We start from the raw sequence: 16,786 nt of genomic DNA, 5'->3' as shown, positions 1-16,786 counted from the left end.
TTCGCAGACACGACGCGGTGCCGCTACGCGGCACTCTCCCGAGTTGCTTCGCAACTCGGGTTGCTGTGCCGCTCCGTGGCACAGGGTCATGGTCGGCGCTCCGCGCCACCCATGACGACCCGCCAAGGCGGATCAGGATCAGCCGCTCCGCGCCTGATCAGGGCCCGCTATGCGGGCGGCTGGCTAGGTGGCGGGGTAGCCTCGGTCGGAACGGAACGTAAGGAACGGGCCGGGCACCCACCCCTCCCCCACCATGCCCACTCAGACAGTGCGTCAAAATCTGACCCCAGATGAGATTGGGAATCAGCACGCACCACCTGAGCCACCTCACACACCCTCAAAAACCCCGCTCCCCCGAACTCACCCACCATCAGAAATGGCAACTCTTGGACACCCGGAAAAGCAACTGAATTCGGCTCCACCAACCAGCAATTCCGCTCCCGAAGGTGCGTCAAAAACCATCACCGATCCCTTTGGGAATCAGCGCCGCTCCCCTCTTCGATTACGTGATTTCACGAGTGCACGTTCAGGGGCACAGCCTGCGACACAGCGCAGGACACGGGAACACAGAACTAGTTACTCAACCAGTCGCGGCGCTTGTGGAGGGCGCCTGACGCCCAGAGCCGCTGTGCGCCGCCAGCGCTCCGGCTCCGCTTCAGAAACGGCCGGGCACCAGGCCCGGCCCGCGCGCGGCCCCGCCGACGCGCGAGAAGGGACTGGCCGGCCACCGATCCCCAAGGCGCTCCCGCCCACCCCGCCCCCACCCCACTGCGAGCCGAGGTCCGGAAGGATCCGGGCTGTGCACGCCCAGGGAGCACCGTGTTTTCGCACCCGCACTCGCCCTGCCCCTCTGGCGCAACGCCGCGCACGGGCGGCACCGGCTCCGCCCCAGAGGCGCTCTGCGGCGTCTCGAACCGGCGACAGCATCACCGTCAGTGCCCCTCGCAGTGGCCCTCAGTCCGTGAGGAAGGCTCCCTCGCGACAAGGGCGGCAGACGAAGACGTAGCCCAGCTGACCGCCGAGTTTCATCGCGGTCTCCCGGGTTATCCCCTCCTCCAGGTGTGCCGCGAACTCCATCGTGCCGGTGCAGGAGGGACACACGGGCAGGCGGTCGTCCTCAAGGTAGGAGGGACTGCCTCCGAGCGACCCGAGCACTTCGCGCTGCTTCCCGAATCCTTCTTCGGGTTCCCACTTCCATCCCGAGCGGGCAAGGTCGTAGGCGCCATCGATCCCTTCCTCGTCGCAGGCATCTTCGGGGTCGATCGTCACGACGTGGGTGCGGATGGCCGAGGTGGCCGGCAGCAGCGTCAATCCCGCCTCGGGTACGGCTACCGGCCGCAGTTCCTCCCGGGGAAACAGATAGACCCTGTTCGCGCTGGAGCTCGCGTCCCAGAACGCACACGCCCCGGGGTTGTTCTGGCACAGGAACACCGACAGGACACCGTCCTCGACGGGGAGATGGGCGAAGAACTGAAGCGGTCCCCCACAGCCGCACAGGGGCCAGGCGAATCCGGCAGGAGCCAGCGGCACGCCCCCGGTACGAGAGACGTCGGAATCGGCCGGTGCGGAGCCGTCGTAGATCATTAGCGCTATCTGCATGGCGAGAGGCTACTGGCCGCCTGTGACAGGCCCTGGGGAAGCGGGCGCCTTGCGCGGGACACCGCGGATCAGCCCTCGTCCTGGTCCTCGTCCGCAGGGTCGGCCTCGTCCGGGTCGCGCAGGGGCCGCAGGCCCTGGGCGGGCCCGCTGGCGGCGATGTTGAACCTGGGATCCCAGGTCGACGATGACGTCCTCCCAGGCGTCGTCCAGGCCCTGCTGGTCGCCGGCCGACCAGGCATCGACGATGCGGTCCCAGCGGCGGACGTTCATCGCGCGGTACTCCACCACCCGCTGGAGCGGACGCGGCACCTGCGACTGGTTCAGCGGATGGATCTCCACCCGCGTCCCGCCGCCGGCGTTCAGGCATCGCAGGAGGTGCCGGGCAACGTGTTCTGGCGGCGGACCTGGCGGTAGACCGCATCGATGCGCTCCAGGTTGGCGTTCGACGGCCGGCGCCGCCCCTCCAGCCACGCCTTCAACGTCCGGTCGGTCACCGTGAGCCCGGCGTCCCGGGCCGCCCGACGGCTGTGGTCGGTCCGGGGCAGGTAATGCAGCCGCGCCATCAGACCGCGCTTCACGGTCACGGGGGTGACGATGCCGTCCGCCAGGTCGTCGAGTTTCCCGCGACCAGCACGAGCATCCCGAACCGTACGCACACCAGACCCGTGACCTGCAGCTTCACGATGCGCAGTGCTCAGTGGTGGTCAAGTCGAAGAGGAAGGGGTAGGGCCCTTACCGACCACAGCTGTCATACGGGTGGAGGGTACGCATGGAAGCGGCTGACCTGGTCGTCGAATGCTCCCACGCCTGGGTCATGCACGCCCGCCGCCATGCCCGCGACTACGAACGGTCATCCAGCACTCGGAATCGCTCATCACCTGGGCCGCGATCACCCTCATGACCAGGCGTATCACCCGCCGGTCCTCTCGCCGCAGCGGACAACCGCCCTCCCGCGAAGGGCAACGGGACTGATCAATCCGGCGGTGGTCCCGGCCACCGCGACCATGAGCTCCGCGGCTCACCAGGGCATAGACCCCGCCCCACTCGGTCGGGAGTCTTCCCGTTTCTGCACCGCAAACGGAGTGGTGTCGGTCCGGACTACTGCTACCAGGGCGACGTCAGTACCAGGTCTGGACTGTACTGCTCTGCAAGATCGTGCTGGCGCTGCCGTTAACGCTGGCGATCGTAAAGTGGTACTTGCCCTTGGGCTGCCGTCCCCAATTCTGTGTGGACGAGTTGGTACAGTGGAAAGTCCTCTTGCCCCGGCTCTGATCAGGCCCGACGCGTTCCTTCGTGAGCACCATGACGACCGTGACACTCGCGGCATGCTTCACCCGGCAGGACGTGAGACGCAACGTAGTCCAGGTCCCGTCAGCATTGTTGTCTGTCCACGTGCGGCTCCTGTTCTGGGCCCACGCGTTGTTCCAGTAGCTCTTGAAATAGCCTTCAGCGTGCGCCTGCGGCACGGCCACGGTAAGCATCGCTACGGCGGCACCGGCAGCAGTGAGGGCGCGGGCTACGAATGAGGTACGCATCCAGAAGTCCTTTCGTTCCCCCTTGAGGATGCCTGCGAAAAGGTGGCGAATGAAGTCCATTTCCAGACGATTCGCTCCGCATGGAGCGGCTCAACGAGGTGCCGTAGGCAGGGCATCTAAAGAAATGTTCCCCGACCGGATACGCAAAGATCTTACTCTGCGCTGACGGCCCTTGATCTGCTGACGGGGGTTCAAAAACAGGCACTATTGATCCGAAACGCTTTGGGTGCAGGCCCGTTGACGGTGTGTGAGTGATCTGGTGGGGGATGCGCGGGCCTGGTCGCCGGACGCGCAGGAGGCCGTGCGGTTGCTGGCAGTGTCCGCGCTGGTGGAGGGCCGGGACCGGGTAGAGGTTGCCGCCCTGTTCAAGGTGTCGGTCAGGGCCGTGGACAACTGGTGGGCGAAGTGGCAGGCCGGCAGGCGGGGCGCACTGCTCTCCCGCGCGCGGGGTCGTCGCGTGGGTGAGCATCAGGTCCTGTCGGAGGCCGAGCAGGCCGCCGTGCGGCAGGCTGTCCTCGATCACATCCCCTCCGACCTGGGGCTTTCGGGTCAACTGCGGACACTGGGGCAGATAGGCGAGCTGATCTTCAAGCTGTACCGGGTCCGCTTCACCGAGCCCGGGGTGGGCAAGTACCTCAAGCGTTGGGGACTGACCTTCCAGCGTCCGGACAAGCGGGCGGTCGAGCAGGATCCGGAAGCGGTCCGCCTCTGGCACGAGGAGACCTGGCCGGCGATCCGGGCCAGGGCGAAGTCGGAGAACGCCGAGGTTCTCTTCGGCGACCAGGTCGGGATCCGCTCGGACCAGGTCACCGGCCGCACCTGGGGTGAGCAGGGGCGGACGCCGGTCGTCCGCCGCACCGGGAACCGGTTCTCCGTGAACGCAATGTCCGCGATCAGCACCCGCGGCCGGATGCACTTCATGGTCTTCACCGAGTCGTTCGACGCGAAGATCATGTGCCGCTTCCTCGCCCGGCTCGTCGGACACTTCGACCACAAGGTCCACCTGATCGTCGACCGGCACTCGGCCCACCGCTCGAAGAGCGTCCGGGCCTGGCTCGCCGGCCACAAGGACCAGATCGAGCTGCACTTCCTGCCTTCGTACTCACCCGAGCTGAACCCCGACGAGCTGGTCAACGCCGACCTCAAACGCAGCCTGCCCCACACCCACCGGGCCAGGAACCAGACCGAACTCGCCGCCGAAACCCGCAGGTTCTTCCATAGACGCCAGCGTCAACCACACATCGTCCGCGGCTACCTCGGCGGCCCGCACGTCCGCTACGTCCTGGACGAGAACCCTTTGAGTTTCTGATCAATAGGACAAACCGGCGCCCCGAGGTCTCCCCGGAGGGGGGATTCTCCCGCTGCGCCCTTTGTCGGGACCCCGCGGACTGGCAGGGCCCGTTCTGGTACGCAGGCCGGTCATCGCTGTCGCTCTACGCGCGCCGCCTGCAGGCCCATCTCACGCCGCGGTCGGTGTACTTCCAGAACGCCGTCCGGATCGCGCTGGCCCTGGCGGCCGGCCGGCTGATCGTGGGCGCGCTCGACCTGTCCCACGGCCTGTGGGCCCTGCTGGCCACTATCACCGTGATGGGGACCAGTGCCTCGGGCACCCGTACGGCGCTGTGGCCGGCGTTCGGCGGCACGCTCGCGGGGGCCGCCGTGACAGCTGTGATGCTGTACTCCGTGGGCGACCACCTGGCACGTGGCCCCGGCGGGCCGCATGGGGCCCACCGGGGAAGGTTCGGGGGCAGTTCGTAACCCGACCGTGTGAGGTGCCCGGTCGAAATACAGCTGCGTTGCGCGCCGGTCTACCCCGCCTACGGCCGAGGGTGCTTTCGTCTGAGGCAGGGTGTGCGACGGCTCCTGGATCTGTCCTGGCGGGCCCGCCGACACCTGGCCTTCCCCAGGAGCGACCATTCCCTGAGGGCGTGCCGTCCGAAACGCCGAGAGGAGAGATCGTGGTGGCAGGAAACTCCGACGAGAACCGTGGGGCGATGTCCGCGCAGCTGCTCAGGGGCCAGAAGGCGCTGGTGACCGGCGCCAACTCGGGTATCGGCAAGGCGACTGCCATTGCTTTGGGCCGGGCCGGAGCGGACGTGGTGGTGAATTACGTCGTCGGTGCGGAAGAGGCCGAGAAGGTCTGTGCGCAGATCGAGGGTTTCGGGGTTCGCGCCTACGCCCACGAGGCCGACGTGTCCAACGAGGACCAGGTGGTCGCCATAGTCGCCCGGATGGTCGAGGAGTTCGGAACCATCGACATCCTGGTGGCCAACGCCGGCCTCCAGCAGGACTCGGCCGTGACGGAGATGACTCTCGCCCAGTGGCAGAAGGTCATCGACGTCAACCTGACCGGGCAGTTCCTCTGTGCTCGGGAGGCCGCCAAGGAGTTCATGCGGCGCGGCGTGGTGGAAGAGGTGTCCCGGTCGGCAGGGAAGATCATCTGCATGAGCTCGGTCCACCAGATCATCCCCTGGTCGGGGCACGTGAACTACGCCTCCTCCAAGGGTGGTGTGGGAATGTTGATGCAGACCCTCGCCCAGGAGCTGGCCCCCCATCGGATCAGGGTCAACGCGGTTGCACCCGGCGCGATCCGCACACCGATCAATCGCGACGCCTGGTCAACCCCCGAGGCCGAGGCCGACCTGCTGCGGCTGATTCCGTACCGCCGCGTGGGCGACCCGGAAGACATCGCCAACGCCGTCGTCGCCGTGTCCTCAGACCTGCTCGACTACGTCGTCGGCAGCACGCTCTACGTCGACGGTGGCATGACTCTCTTCCCCGGCTTCGCCACCGGAGGCTGATCCCCTGTGCAAAACCACGTGACGCACCGGCGGGTGGTGATTTTCGGCCGCGGGTTCGCTGCTCGTGCGCTGCGGCTGTCACCGTCGCGGTGACCGTGGTAGACCGCCGCGCGCTGGCGGTGAGCGAGGGGTTCACCGCGCCGATGCTCGGTAAGAAGCCAAAGGTGCTTCCCGCACAGCCAGAAGTCGACGGCGTGGTGCGCCAGCATCTAGAACAGTATGTCGGGCGAGGCCGCACCGGCCCAGCGTGGCGCCTCGCCGTGGATCTGGTCGGCGTCCGACTTGCCGAGCATCTGGATGCCGCCGAGCGGGAAGTCCCAGTCGTCCGCTCCCAGATACCTGTCGTGCAGCGACCGGTTCTTCTGGAACCTGGTGGAGTTCGGTTCCTTCGACACCGCCATCAGCGCCAGGTTGTTGTGCCGCATGTAGTGGTGTCCCACTACTTCCGGGCTGTTGGCCAGGCCGCCGGGCTGCTTGTCGTTGGCCGAACGGAGCAGAAGGAGAGCCGAGTTGACCGTTCCGCAGGCGACCACGACGATTTCGGCGCTGTATGCCTCGGCCGTCCCCTTCCCGTACTCGGCCACGACGTTTGTGACGGTGCGTCCGGTTGGGTCGGTCTCCAGACGTCGCACATTGGCGCCCGTCACCATCGGCGTTGTCGTGCTTCAGCGCCGGGTCGACGCAGATCACCCGCGCGTCGGACTTGGCGCTCGGCGGCAGCTGAAGCTGCCGTCCTGTCCGGGAGGGGCACACCCCGTGCGCTGGCCGGCCGACCTCGCAGCCGGGTGGAGCGGTTGCTCCGCAGCCTGTGGCCCCGGTGGGGGAACGTGCCGGGCGATCGGGTCGGCAGGAACGTGTCGGGCTTGACCGGGCCGGTGCGGAGCCGCACGCTCCCAACGAGTGGGCCAAGACCGCAGGCCACCAAATTACGCCGCACGTCCGAGGACGTCGGCCGGGCGAACCGAGGAGGCCCCGCGTGCAGGAGAGCCGCACCGGTCGGCAGCTGACCCTGAGCTGCGGCGCGCAACGCGCGGTCGTCGTAGAGCTAGGCGCGGCGCTGCGGTCGTACTCGGTCGGTGAACGCGCCGTGGTCTACGGATTCGCTGCACAGGACCGGATCATCGCCGGGCGCGGCCAGATCCTGGTGCCGTGGCCCAACCGGATCCGGGACGGCCGGTACCGGTGGGACGCGCAGGACCTGCAGTTGCCGCTCACCGAGCCGGCCGGTGGCAACGCCATCCACGGACTGCTCCGGTGGACCTCGTGGCAGGTCGTGGAGGCGAGCAACAGCCGGGTCGTCCTGGACGCTTCGCTGTGGCCGCAGCCGGGCTACCCGTTCCATCTCCACGTCCGGGCCCAGTACGCCCTGGGTGAGGGCGGGCTCGAGGTAACTGTCACCGCGCGCAACCTCGACGAGAGCGCCGCGCCCTACGGCTTCGGCCAGCATCCCTATGTCACGGCGGGCACCGCGGTCGTCGACCAGTCGGTGCTGACCGTCCCCGCCCAGACGTGGCTGCGCACCGATGAACGCGGCCTGCCAGTGGCCGCCGAGCCGGTTGCCGGGACGCCGTACGACCTGCGTACGCCGCAGGCTGTCGGAGCGCGTCGACTGGACACCCCGTTCGCCGACCTCGACCGGGACACGGACGGGCGGGCCGTGGTTCGCCTGGCCCATCCGTCGGGTTCGTTCGGTACGGACGTGTGGCTCGGTGAGGGAGCCGACTACGTGCAGCTCTACACCGGCGACGCCCTCCCACCGGGGGAGCGCCGTCGCGCGATCGCCGTCGAACCGATGACCTGCCCGCCGGACGCCTTCCGCAGCGGCACGGCGCTCGTCAGCCTCAGCCCGGGCGAGCGGCACACCGTCCGGTGGGGGATCACGCCGTGGGGGGAATGACGGCGCAGCCATGGCCCTCGACCTGATACTCATCGGGCTGAGGACCACCTCACCCTTCGACGTGGCCATCGGAGGGACGCCTCACTCTCGTACAGCCCGGGTAGGCCTGATCGCCGCAGCTACGGCCGTCATTCGGTAGTCGCACGTCGTTCGGTAGACCTTCTTGCGGGCCCGCATAGGGGGCATGCTCGGCGGCGACCCGCAATTCCAGGTCCCCGGGAGTGCTTCCTGGATCGCAGTGGACAGCCCCTTCAGCAAGCCACATCCGCCCAGCTCAGAGGCATACTTCTCCTATTGGGTCAGCCCTCGGACGCCGGGGAGTATGGACGTCCGCACGTCCCTTTTTCCGGGGTGCGGACGCCGTGTGCGCGGGATAGGCTTTTGAGGGCAAGGTCAGGTTCTCCGGGTGGTTTTGCAGATGCCCGGTCCGCTTTCGCGGTGATCAATTCTGCCTGCGGAGACCTTTGACGTGCGTGGTGCACTCCTTCGTATTCGCAGGAGTGAGTATCAGCCGATTCCCTTCTTCGGAGGCGTGCCTCGCGCTTTGGGCGCCATGGTGGTGCTGCCTCAGGGTCCGCAGCTTCGTGTCCCTGAAATGGAGTTCGGGATGAGAGTTGTCGTTGATCTTTCCCGGTGTCAGGGGTATGCGCAGTGCGCGTTCCTGGCTCCGGACGCGTTCCGGATGCACGGTGAAGAAGCGCTGATGTACAACCCGAACCCCGACGATGCTCAGCGCGAGCAGGTGCTACGTGCCGCGGCAGCCTGCCCGCTCCAGGCGATTCTGGTCGACCAGTTGGAGGGGCGGGAGGCGCCGGTGGGGACGTCGCAGTCATGACCAGCGCCGATACCCTGAAGGGGTTCAAGCGCGACGGCCGCGTCGTGATCGTCGGGGCGTCGCTGGCGGGACTGCGAGCCGCGGAGGCTCTTCGCGATGAGGGGTTCACCGGATCCTTGACCATGATCGGTGACGAGTTGGGTGAGCCCTATGACCGTCCCCCGCTGTCCAAGCAGGTGCTGACCGGATGGGTGCCGGCCGGGGGCACCACGCTGCCGCGACGTCGTGACATCAATGCGGAATGGCTGCTGGGCGTGCCCGCCGACGGGCTGGACCTGGCAACCAACCATGTGCATCTCGCCGACGGCCGCGAGGTTCCCTTCGACCGAGTTCTGATCTCCACCGGGGTACGGGCCCGGCCTTGGTTCGTCGAGGCTGAGGCGGCCCTGGACGGAGTGTTCGTCGTGCGCACGCGCGAGGACGCCGACGGCCTGCAGCGAGCCCTCGCCGCCGGGCCCTCCCGCGTACTGGTCATCGGCGCGGGCTTCACCGGCTCCGAGATCGCCTCCATCTGCCGCGAGCGGGATATCCCTGTGACTGTCGCCGAGCTCGCGCCGGCCCCGCTGGTCGGGGCGCTCGGCGCCGTGATCGGTGATGTCGCGGCGGACATGCAGCGCGCCCACGGCGTGGACCTGCGCTGCGGTGTCAAGGTCACTCAACTGGAGGGCGACGCGCAGGGGCGCTTTCACCGCGCCCACTTCGACGACGGCAGCACCATCGACGCCGACGTGGCGGTGGTGGCGCTCGGCGGCATCCGCAACACCGAGTGGCTGCGCGACTCGGGACTGGCGGCAGGCCCATGGGGAATCGCCTGCGACACGGGTTGCCGCGCCCTCGATCTCAACGGCCTGATCACCGACGACATCTTCGTCGCCGGAGACGTGGCGCGCTGCCCGAACCCGATCTACGAGTACCGGCTCATCTCGCTGGAGCACTGGGTCAACGCCGTGGAGCAGGCCCAGGTAGCGGCGCACAACATGGTCAGCGCTCAGGCGGACCGCTGGCCGCACCTGTCCATCCCGACGTTCTGGTCGATCCAGTTCGGCGTCAACATCAAGTCCGTCGGTGTACCGACTTTCGCCGACGAGGTCGTCGTCACCCAGGGGTCGGTGCCCGACCACCGCTTCGTCGCCGCATACGGCTACCAGGGCCGCGTCACCGCGGCGGTCAGTTTCAACAACGCGAAGTGGCTGGACCACTACCGGCAGTTGATCGAGACGGCCGCGCCCTTCCCGCCCCCCTGCCCCACGCCCGACGAACCCGTCGACGCGAAGCCGGTGCCTGTCGACTTCCCCGGCCCCACTCTGCTCGCCCAGGGCGCCACGGTGGTCGTCACCGGCCACGACCCGAGCGAGCGGCGCGTCACGGCCGCGTGGCAGCACCGGTAGGAGGGAAAGCGACATGACCACGACCGAGTCGCCCGACATCCTGCGCCGGATCCTCGATTACTCGGCCCGGGCCGACCCGTATCCGCTGTACTCCGAGCTGCGCGAGACGCCGGTGGCCCTGCAGGAGGATGGCAGCTACGTCATCAGTACCTACCGCGAGCTCACCGGCATACTGCACGACCCGCACCTGAGCTCAGATGTCCGTAACCTGTCACGGCCGATGGCCGCGGCCGAGGCACGTACCACGCCGTCGTTCATCAACCTCGACCCGCCCGAGCACGACCGCCTGCGGCGCCTGGCGATGCGCCACTTCGGCCCCCCTCACACCCCTGGTCTGGTGACCGGCATGGAACCGGACCTGACCGCCACCGTCAGCGGCCTGATCGACGACTTCGCGGACAAACAGCAGATCGACATCGTCGACGACTTCGCCTACCCGTTCCCCGTCACCGTGATCTGCCACCTGCTCGGCGTGCCGCGCGAGGACGAACCGCAGTTCCACGTGTGGGTGAATGCCATCATCGACTCGCTCGACTACGACCCCAAGACCGACCCGAAGGAGAAACTGGACAACGGCATGCAGGCCACAACAGACCTGCGCGAGTACCTCGGCGGGCTGCTGGAACAACGTCATGGCCGGCCCGGCGACGACCTGCTGACACGGCTGGCCAACGACGACGGGCCCGACGGGCGGATGACCGACGACGAAATCGTCAGCACCGCGAACCTGCTGCTCATCGCCGGCCACGAGACCACCGTCAATCTCATCACCAACGGCATGCTGACGCTCCTGCGCCACCCGCAGGTGCTGCAACGACTGCGTGACGAACCGGACCTGATCGTGCCCCTGGTCGAGGAACTGCTGCGCTACGAACCTCCCGTGCACATCATTCCCTGGCGGGCGGCGTACAGCGACATCACCGTCGCCGACACCGTCATCCCCAAGGGCTCGCAGATCATGCTCATGCTGGCCTCGGGCAGCCGTGACCCGGACCGCTTCCACGATCCCGACCGCTTCGACCCCGATCGCCAGGACAACCAGCACCTGGGCTTCGGCAGCGGCATCCACCTGTGCTTCGGCGGCCCGCTGGCCCGGTTGGAAACCCAGATCGCACTGACCGAACTGGTACGCCGTCTGAACCGGCCCAGGCTGGTCGCCGACCCTCCACCGTACCGGCCCAGCCCCATCCTGCGAGGTCCCATCCATCTGCACATCGAACAGAGCTGATGGTGAACGCCGCAGCAGAGGGCGGCAGCAAATGCGTGCCGGCACGTCGCTCACCTCAGCGGTGACCTCTACCTGGAGAATTGATCCCTTCCGAGACTTCGGAGCCGCAATGGACCGCTACCCTCCCATCGCCGAGCACGGCCTGGTGGGCGACCTGCAGACCGCCGCGCTCGTCTCGTCGCAGGGCGTCGTCGACTGGTTCGCCGCTCCCAGGTTCGATTCGCCCAGCATCTTCGCGGCCCTGCTCGACCACGACCGCGGCGGGTACATGCGGCTGGCCCCCGAGCATTCCGACGGGACCTGCAAGCAGCTCTACTACCCCGACACCGCCATCCTCGTCACCCGATTCCTGTCGCCGGACGGCGTGGGCGAGGTGGTCGACTTCATGCCCCCGGACCGGACCCGCACCGCCACCGACCGGCACACCCTGGTCCGAGGCGTCCGTGCCGTTCGAGGGACCGTCGACTTCACCCTTGAGTGCCGGCCGCGCTTCGACTACGGCCGCGCCGAGCACGAACTCGAACTCGGAGAGAACAGCGCTCTGTTCCGGGCCCCCGGGATCGACGGGCATCTGCAGGCCACCTTTCCGCTGGAGCGGGATGGCCAGGACGTGCGCGGAAAGGTGACGCTGAGCGCCGGCGAGTCCGGCGGCGCCGTCTTCACCGTCTGCGCATCCGGCGGCGAGGCGCCCGCACCCCCCACGGTCGACGGGCTCAACGGGCAGTTCGCCGAAGTCGCCCTGTTCTGGCGGCACTGGCTGCGCCGGTCCCACTACCGGGGACGGTGGCCCGAGCTGGTGCACCGCTCGGCCATCACCCTCAAACTCCTCACCTACTCCCCCACCGGCGCACTGATCGCGGCGGCCACCACGGGCCTGCCCGAGCAGGTCGGCGGAGAGCGGAACTGGGACTACCGGTTCACCTGGATACGCGACGGCTCGCTGTCCGTGCGGGCCATGCTGGACCTCGGCTTCGTCGAGGAAGCCACCGCCTTCCTCCACTGGCTGACGGACAGGCTGCGTGAGCGCAAGGGGAAGGAGGGCGAGCCGCTCCAGACCATGTACCGGATCGACGGCAGCCCCGACCTGCCGGAAGAGACGCTCGATCACTTCGAGGGCTACCGCGGCTCCTTCCCCGTGCGCATCGGCAACGGCGCCGCAGACCAGCTCCAGCTGGACATCTACGGCGAAGCCCTCTACGCGGTGTCCCAGGGCGCCGAGATCGCGCAGCAGGCCAGCTTCGAGGGATGGCAGGCGCTCACCAGAACGCTGGACTGGTTCGCAGACGCCTGGGACCGGCCGGACGAGGGCATCTGGGAGACCCGCGGCGGTCGCCAGGACTTCACCTACAGCCGGGTGATGTCGTGGGTCGCCTTCGACCACGGGCTGCGCCTGGCCGAGAACTTCCGCAGGCCCGCCGACCTGGAGCGGTGGCGCAAGGCGAGGGACGTCGTATTCGAGCAGATCATGGAACGCGGCTGGAACGAGAAGGAGCACGCCTTCGTCCAGCACTACGACGGCGAGGTCCTGGACGCCTCGCTGCTGCTCATGCCCAGGGTCGGGTTCATCGCTCCCCGGGACCCGGCATGGCTCTCTACGCTCAACGCGATGGACCGCAAGCTTGTCTCCGACAGCCTTGTCTACCGCTACGACCCGGCAGCATCGCCGGACGGTCTCCGCGGCTCGGAGGGCACCTTCAGCCTGTGCACCTTCCTCTACGTCGACGCGCTGGCCCGGGCGGGGCGGCTGGACCAGGCCCGCTACACCTTCGAGAAGATGCAGACCTACGCCAACCACATAGGGCTGTTTGCCGAGGAGATCGGCCCGAGCGGGGAGCAACTGGGCAACTTCCCCCAGGCATTCACCCATCTGTCCCTGATCATGGCCGCGATCACCCTCGACGAGGCGCTCGACGCGGAGAACGGGCGCTGAACCATGGTCATGCACGCCCGGCCGGCAGGACCGCCACAGCTGACCGCGGCCGAGTTCCACGTGCTGTACCGGCGACTGCTCTCGTGGCCCGGGACTTCGCCGCGGCGAGCGGGCATAGGACGAGAAACGGGCCACCTTCAGCAGGCGGCAGAGGAAAGCAACACCGTGGGTGGTCTTCTCCGCCCCGATGAACGTGTACATCGCGTTCACCGATCGCTCTCCTTCGCGAAGAAGACCGCGGCTTTTCGCAGGACTCGATCGTCTTGGCCCGCTCGGCGTTCTGCCTGCGCAGCCGCTTGAGCTCCTCGCGCTCGGCAGTGGTGAGCTCACCCGGGGCTCCCTCGCCCCGGTCCGTCCTGGCCTGGCGGTACCAGCCGCGCAGGGACTTCGAGCTGATGCCGAGCTCCGAAACACCCTCGCCAACCACCCACCGGAAGCTGAGGCCCTGGAGTGACGGCACCCAGCCCGGATGGTGTCGTCGCAGCAGGACGTCGCGTTCGAGGAAGGCCTCGCCACTGCCCCTTCCCGGGGCGGCCGTCCACGGGCATCCGCTGCCGCCCGTGACTGCGGTCTGGGACGGGTACCCGGTCGGGGCCTGGACCAAGAACCAAGACGGGGGCACTGGCGGGATCTGGCCGTCGGGGTGAGCTCCTGACGCCGCCCCGGCACGAGACGGTTCTCGCCGAAAAGGCGCCCAAGACCGGACACCAAACTGAGAACCATCCTGGACACAGAAGCAGGAACTCCCACACGGACGCCTGTGCCACCTCGGTCCTCTCTCGCGAGACGCACGCGATCCCCGCCGGGCCGGACGTGCGTGCAGGCTCCGAACACGTGGAACCCGGCGGTCGACATAACCGGGCTGCGACCGACGCCTCCCCGGTCACGCCGTGACTGCCTCGACCTTGATGCGAGGGCCCACCGCTGTCCACACATAGCGCGCAGCTCCACGTCCCGAGGGGGCGGTTCGCCGTGCGGCACTCCCATGGGCGGACCGTGCCCACTCACGATGTCGTCCCTCATTGCCAAAACACTCGTGGCCCCATCGGTCACGGTCTTCCGGGCTTGGCGGGTTCAGGCGAGGACGTTGACGGCTCGGGCGATGATGAGTCCGAGGATGACCAGGGAGACGAGGGACTGGATGGCCATGACGATCTTGGCCCAAGGGGCCAGAGGCATGACGTCGGTAGGGCTGAACGCAGTGGAATTGGTCAATCCGAGGTAGAGGTAGTCGATGTAGCGGGGACGCCAGTGCGCGGGTTTCACTTCGGGGCTGAGGTGTTGAGGAAAGGCAAGGTCGGGGGTGGTGGGCATGTGATGGGCTCGGGCCGCTGCTCCGCCGCTGTCGAGTTCGAAGTACAGCAGGGAGAACGTGAGGACGCTGGAGATCCACACGCTGCCGCCGGCCTGCAGCAGGGCATCGGCGGAGTTGGTCTCTGTGCCACCGTGGATGAGATCGTCGATCAACTGGGCGGTCGACCAGATGGCGCCGCATGCCAACACGCTGACCAGGGCGATCGATACCGCGCGCATGGCAGCCGAGCGGCGGCTGATCCGAACCGGGTCGCCCGCGATCAACGCCACCAGGAGCAGTCCTTCGGCGAGAGGGAGCGCCCAGCGGGGTCCCAGCCGCAGGTCGTCGGGCAGCAGCAGGGTCAGCACCGCGGCGGCGATGACGGCTCCGGCCATCGGCCAGCGGGCCTCGGCGTACGCCGCCTGCCGCGGCTCCGGCCCGTGCGGACTGCTCGGATCGCCGGGATCGGTGGGATGACGTCCTGTCATGTTCGGCTGCCGCGCGTGGCGCCGTCATGCCCACTGGACAGGGGGCCGTCCGGCATTTCCTCACCCCAGTCTCCTCGGGGGCCGGGCGGCGCGTCCGCCCGCTCCGTCACTGAACGTACCTCGAAGCCAGGCGGGGGTATCTCTTGCCGGGCGCGTGTCCCGTACCCGACCGACGCGGGCCTGTCCGCCCCTGGTCTGGCCACCTCTTCTGGACCGCCCGGCGCACGTGCCGATACCCCGGCCACTCCCAGCTCAGAATGCCGATGTCCTCCCCGCCGACGCGGGGGCGTTCCGTTCCAGGCCGCGCTGACCGTCCATGCCGAGGCGTCACACTCAACTGTCTTTACCCGGGCGTGCCGGGTTGGGGGCGTCAGTAGCCGGTGCCGCGCTTGACCTGCGCCCGCTCGATCTCGGTGGTCGCACCCTTGTGATCCAAGGTGCCGCACGCGTCGGCGATGTCCTGGGTCAGGCGGTCGATCTGGTCGCGGCTCAGGGTCTCCTTGACCAGGGCACGAAGGATCTTCACCCGCTCCGCGTTGGGCGGGAGCGTGTACGCCGGCACCATCCAGCCGCGCTCGGCCGAGAGCTGCCAGGCAATGTCGGACTCGTCGTAGGCGTGCTTGCCGGCGAGGCGGAAGGCGACCAGCGGCAGCTGCTCGATGTCGCTGCCGATCACTTCGAAGCGGCCGCTGCTACGGAGGTTGTCTGCCAGCGCGCGGGCGTTCTCCTGCATCGTCTTCATGACGTAGGTGTAGCCCTGGCGCCCCAGCCTCACGAAGTTGTAGTACTGGGCGAGGACCATCGCCGCGCCGGTCGAGAAGTTCAGCGTGAACGTCGCGTCGGTCTTGCCCAGGTAGTTCTCGTAGAACACGAGGTTCTTGGGCAGGTCGGACTCCTCGCGGAAGACCAGCCAACCGATGCCGGGGTAGACCAGGCCGTACTTGTGTCCCGAGACGTTGATCGAGCGGACCTGCTCGAGCCGGAAGTCCCATTTCGAATCGGGGTACAGGAAGGGCCACACGAAGCCGCCGCTGGCGCCGTCAACGTGGATCGGGATGTCGAGGTCCCGCTCCTTGCGGACCTCCCGCAGGAGCTTGTCGATCCCGACGACGTCGTCCTTGTGGCCGGTGAACGTGGTGCCGACGACGGCGACGACGCCGATCGTGTTCTCGTCGAGGTGGGGCTCCACGTCCTCCGGGCCGATCGTGTACTTGTCCTCGGCAAGCGGCACGATCCGCGGCTCGACGTCGAAGTAGCGGCAGAACTTCTCCCACACGACGTGGACGTCGCCGCCGAAGACCAGGTTGGGCCGGTCGACCGACAGGTTGGCCGCCTGGCGCCGCTCCCGCCACTTCCACTTCAGCGACAGCGCGCCGAGCATGACCGCCTCGGACGAGCCCTGAGTCCGACATCCAATGGTCTTGCCCGGTGCGTGGAAGAGGTCGGCGAGCATGCGCACGCAGCGCTGCTCGATCTCGGCGGAGATGGGGTACTCCGCGTGGTCGATGAAGTTGCGGTGGAGGTTTTCGGCGATGATCCGTTGCGCCTCCGGCTCCATCCAGGTGGTGACGAACGTGGCGAGGTTGCGCTGCGGGTCGCCCTCCATGACGAGGTCCTCATCCAGCAGCCTCATGGCGTCCGTCGCGGTCATGCCCTCGTCGGGGAAGGTCTGCGAGGGAGCTGGCGCGGTCAGGAACCGGTTGCCGAACAGGGCCGCAACGTCTCTCTTGGTCATGCCGACGATTCAAACAGTCCCGGAGTATTCCTCGGCGAAGAACACGCCGCGGAAGG

13 protein-coding genes and 3 pseudogenes are annotated in these 16,786 nt (G+C 67.9%); 9 read left to right on the top strand and 7 right to left on the bottom strand.

What is annotated here, in order from left to right:
* Window positions 1-954: 954 nt before the first annotated feature.
* From OHA19_RS38855 to OHA19_RS38845, 3 genes and pseudogenes are all read right to left on the bottom strand, one after another.
* The gene (locus OHA19_RS38855) at window positions 955-1,599 is read right to left on the bottom strand and encodes a hypothetical protein (protein ID WP_405707943.1); all 645 of its coding nucleotides are present in this window, start codon (window positions 1,597-1,599) and stop codon (window positions 955-957) included.
* Window positions 1,600-1,667: 68 nt separating this feature from the next.
* Window positions 1,668-1,838 (bottom strand): hypothetical protein, encoded by a 171-nt coding sequence (locus OHA19_RS38850; protein ID WP_405722171.1) that lies wholly within the window; start codon window positions 1,836-1,838, stop codon window positions 1,668-1,670.
* Window positions 1,765-2,255, bottom strand: a pseudogene (locus OHA19_RS38845) (transcriptional regulator); the annotation flags it as partial. The gene OHA19_RS38850 and the pseudogene OHA19_RS38845, both read right to left, overlap by 74 nt.
* Window positions 2,256-2,383: 128 nt before the next feature.
* Between OHA19_RS38845 and OHA19_RS38840 the strand changes: the two are divergent.
* Window positions 2,384-2,525 (top strand): annotated as a pseudogene (locus OHA19_RS38840) (IS5/IS1182 family transposase); the annotation flags it as partial.
* Between the two features lie 192 nt (window positions 2,526-2,717).
* On the opposite strand, the gene OHA19_RS38835 reads toward OHA19_RS38840, so the two are convergent.
* Window positions 2,718-3,194 carry a hypothetical protein gene (locus OHA19_RS38835; protein WP_405707945.1) on the bottom strand — a complete coding sequence of 159 codons (477 nt, stop codon included), beginning with the start codon at window positions 3,192-3,194 and terminating at the stop codon, window positions 2,718-2,720.
* A gap of 187 nt (window positions 3,195-3,381) precedes the next feature.
* On the opposite strand from OHA19_RS38835, the gene OHA19_RS38830 reads away from it, so the two are divergent.
* The 3 genes from OHA19_RS38830 (at window position 3,382) to OHA19_RS38820 (ending at window position 5,935) form a co-directional block, all read left to right on the top strand.
* Window positions 3,382-4,443: an IS630 family transposase gene (locus OHA19_RS38830; RefSeq protein WP_405707948.1), complete on the top strand. Its 1,062-nt coding sequence runs from the start codon at window positions 3,382-3,384 to the stop codon at window positions 4,441-4,443.
* A gap of 164 nt (window positions 4,444-4,607) precedes the next feature.
* The gene (locus OHA19_RS38825; protein WP_266695222.1) at window positions 4,608-4,892 is read left to right on the top strand and encodes an FUSC family protein; all 285 of its coding nucleotides are present in this window, start codon (window positions 4,608-4,610) and stop codon (window positions 4,890-4,892) included.
* Between the two features lie 236 nt (window positions 4,893-5,128).
* Complete coding sequence (locus OHA19_RS38820) at window positions 5,129-5,935, top strand: SDR family oxidoreductase (RefSeq protein ID WP_405721154.1); 807 nt, start codon at window positions 5,129-5,131, stop codon at window positions 5,933-5,935.
* Between the two features lie 212 nt (window positions 5,936-6,147).
* Here the strand turns inward: OHA19_RS38820 and OHA19_RS38815 are convergent.
* A pseudogene (locus OHA19_RS38815) lies at window positions 6,148-6,643 on the bottom strand (GMC family oxidoreductase N-terminal domain-containing protein); the annotation flags it as partial.
* 268 nt (window positions 6,644-6,911) lie between these two features.
* Here OHA19_RS38815 and OHA19_RS38810 point away from each other — a divergent pair.
* The 5 genes from OHA19_RS38810 (at window position 6,912) to OHA19_RS38790 (ending at window position 13,213) form a co-directional block, all read left to right on the top strand.
* Window positions 6,912-7,832, top strand: a complete 921-nt coding sequence (locus OHA19_RS38810) for an aldose 1-epimerase family protein (RefSeq protein ID WP_266487898.1) — start codon at window positions 6,912-6,914, stop codon at window positions 7,830-7,832.
* Window positions 7,833-8,439: 607 nt separating this feature from the next.
* Complete coding sequence (locus OHA19_RS38805; RefSeq protein WP_405721157.1) at window positions 8,440-8,667, top strand: ferredoxin; 228 nt, start codon at window positions 8,440-8,442, stop codon at window positions 8,665-8,667.
* Complete coding sequence (locus tag OHA19_RS38800; RefSeq protein WP_317861611.1) at window positions 8,664-10,055, top strand: FAD-dependent oxidoreductase; 1,392 nt, start codon at window positions 8,664-8,666, stop codon at window positions 10,053-10,055. The genes OHA19_RS38805 and OHA19_RS38800 overlap by 4 nt, the downstream gene beginning before the upstream one ends.
* 13 nt (window positions 10,056-10,068) lie before the next feature.
* Window positions 10,069-11,283 carry a cytochrome P450 gene (locus tag OHA19_RS38795; protein WP_266695219.1) on the top strand — a complete coding sequence of 405 codons (1,215 nt, stop codon included), beginning with the start codon at window positions 10,069-10,071 and terminating at the stop codon, window positions 11,281-11,283.
* Window positions 11,284-11,392: 109 nt separating this feature from the next.
* Window positions 11,393-13,213, top strand: a complete 1,821-nt coding sequence (locus OHA19_RS38790; protein WP_405707954.1) for a glycoside hydrolase family 15 protein — start codon at window positions 11,393-11,395, stop codon at window positions 13,211-13,213.
* A gap of 1,074 nt (window positions 13,214-14,287) precedes the next feature.
* Here the strand turns inward: OHA19_RS38790 and OHA19_RS38785 are convergent.
* Together OHA19_RS38785 and OHA19_RS38780 are read right to left on the bottom strand one after the other, a co-directional pair.
* Window positions 14,288-14,995 (bottom strand): hypothetical protein, encoded by a 708-nt coding sequence (locus OHA19_RS38785; RefSeq protein ID WP_405707956.1) that lies wholly within the window; start codon window positions 14,993-14,995, stop codon window positions 14,288-14,290.
* Window positions 14,996-15,365: 370 nt separating this feature from the next.
* Window positions 15,366-16,730 (bottom strand): glutamate decarboxylase, encoded by a 1,365-nt coding sequence (locus tag OHA19_RS38780; RefSeq protein WP_405707959.1) that lies wholly within the window; start codon window positions 16,728-16,730, stop codon window positions 15,366-15,368.
* Window positions 16,731-16,786: the final 56 nt, after the last annotated feature.

The sequence above is a fragment of the Streptomyces sp. NBC_00012 genome (assembly GCF_045040875.1).
Taxonomy (GTDB): domain Bacteria; phylum Actinomycetota; class Actinomycetes; order Streptomycetales; family Streptomycetaceae; genus Streptomyces.
Note: the sequence above shows the minus strand (reverse complement) of the source record. Positions and strands in the feature narration are given on the sequence as shown.

Bases quoted from the DNA above. Each gene is read 5' to 3' on its own strand.
- OHA19_RS38855 (WP_405707943.1), bottom strand. From the start codon at position 1,599: ATGCAGATAGCGCTAATGATCTACGACGGCTCCGCACCGGCCGATTCC.
- OHA19_RS38850 (WP_405722171.1), bottom strand. From the start codon at position 1,838: ATGCCTGGTCGGCCGGCGACCAGCAGGGCCTGGACGACGCCTGGGAGG.
- OHA19_RS38835 (WP_405707945.1), bottom strand. From the start codon at position 3,194: ATGGACTTCATTCGCCACCTTTTCGCAGGCATCCTCAAGGGGGAACGA.
- OHA19_RS38820 (WP_405721154.1), top strand. From the start codon at position 5,129: ATGTCCGCGCAGCTGCTCAGGGGCCAGAAGGCGCTGGTGACCGGCGCC.
- OHA19_RS38805 (WP_405721157.1), top strand. From the start codon at position 8,440: ATGAGAGTTGTCGTTGATCTTTCCCGGTGTCAGGGGTATGCGCAGTGC.
- OHA19_RS38800 (WP_317861611.1), top strand. From the start codon at position 8,664: ATGACCAGCGCCGATACCCTGAAGGGGTTCAAGCGCGACGGCCGCGTC.
- OHA19_RS38795 (WP_266695219.1), top strand. From the start codon at position 10,069: ATGACCACGACCGAGTCGCCCGACATCCTGCGCCGGATCCTCGATTAC.
- OHA19_RS38790 (WP_405707954.1), top strand. From the start codon at position 11,393: ATGGACCGCTACCCTCCCATCGCCGAGCACGGCCTGGTGGGCGACCTG.
- OHA19_RS38785 (WP_405707956.1), bottom strand. From the start codon at position 14,995: ATGACAGGACGTCATCCCACCGATCCCGGCGATCCGAGCAGTCCGCAC.
- OHA19_RS38780 (WP_405707959.1), bottom strand. From the start codon at position 16,730: ATGACCAAGAGAGACGTTGCGGCCCTGTTCGGCAACCGGTTCCTGACC.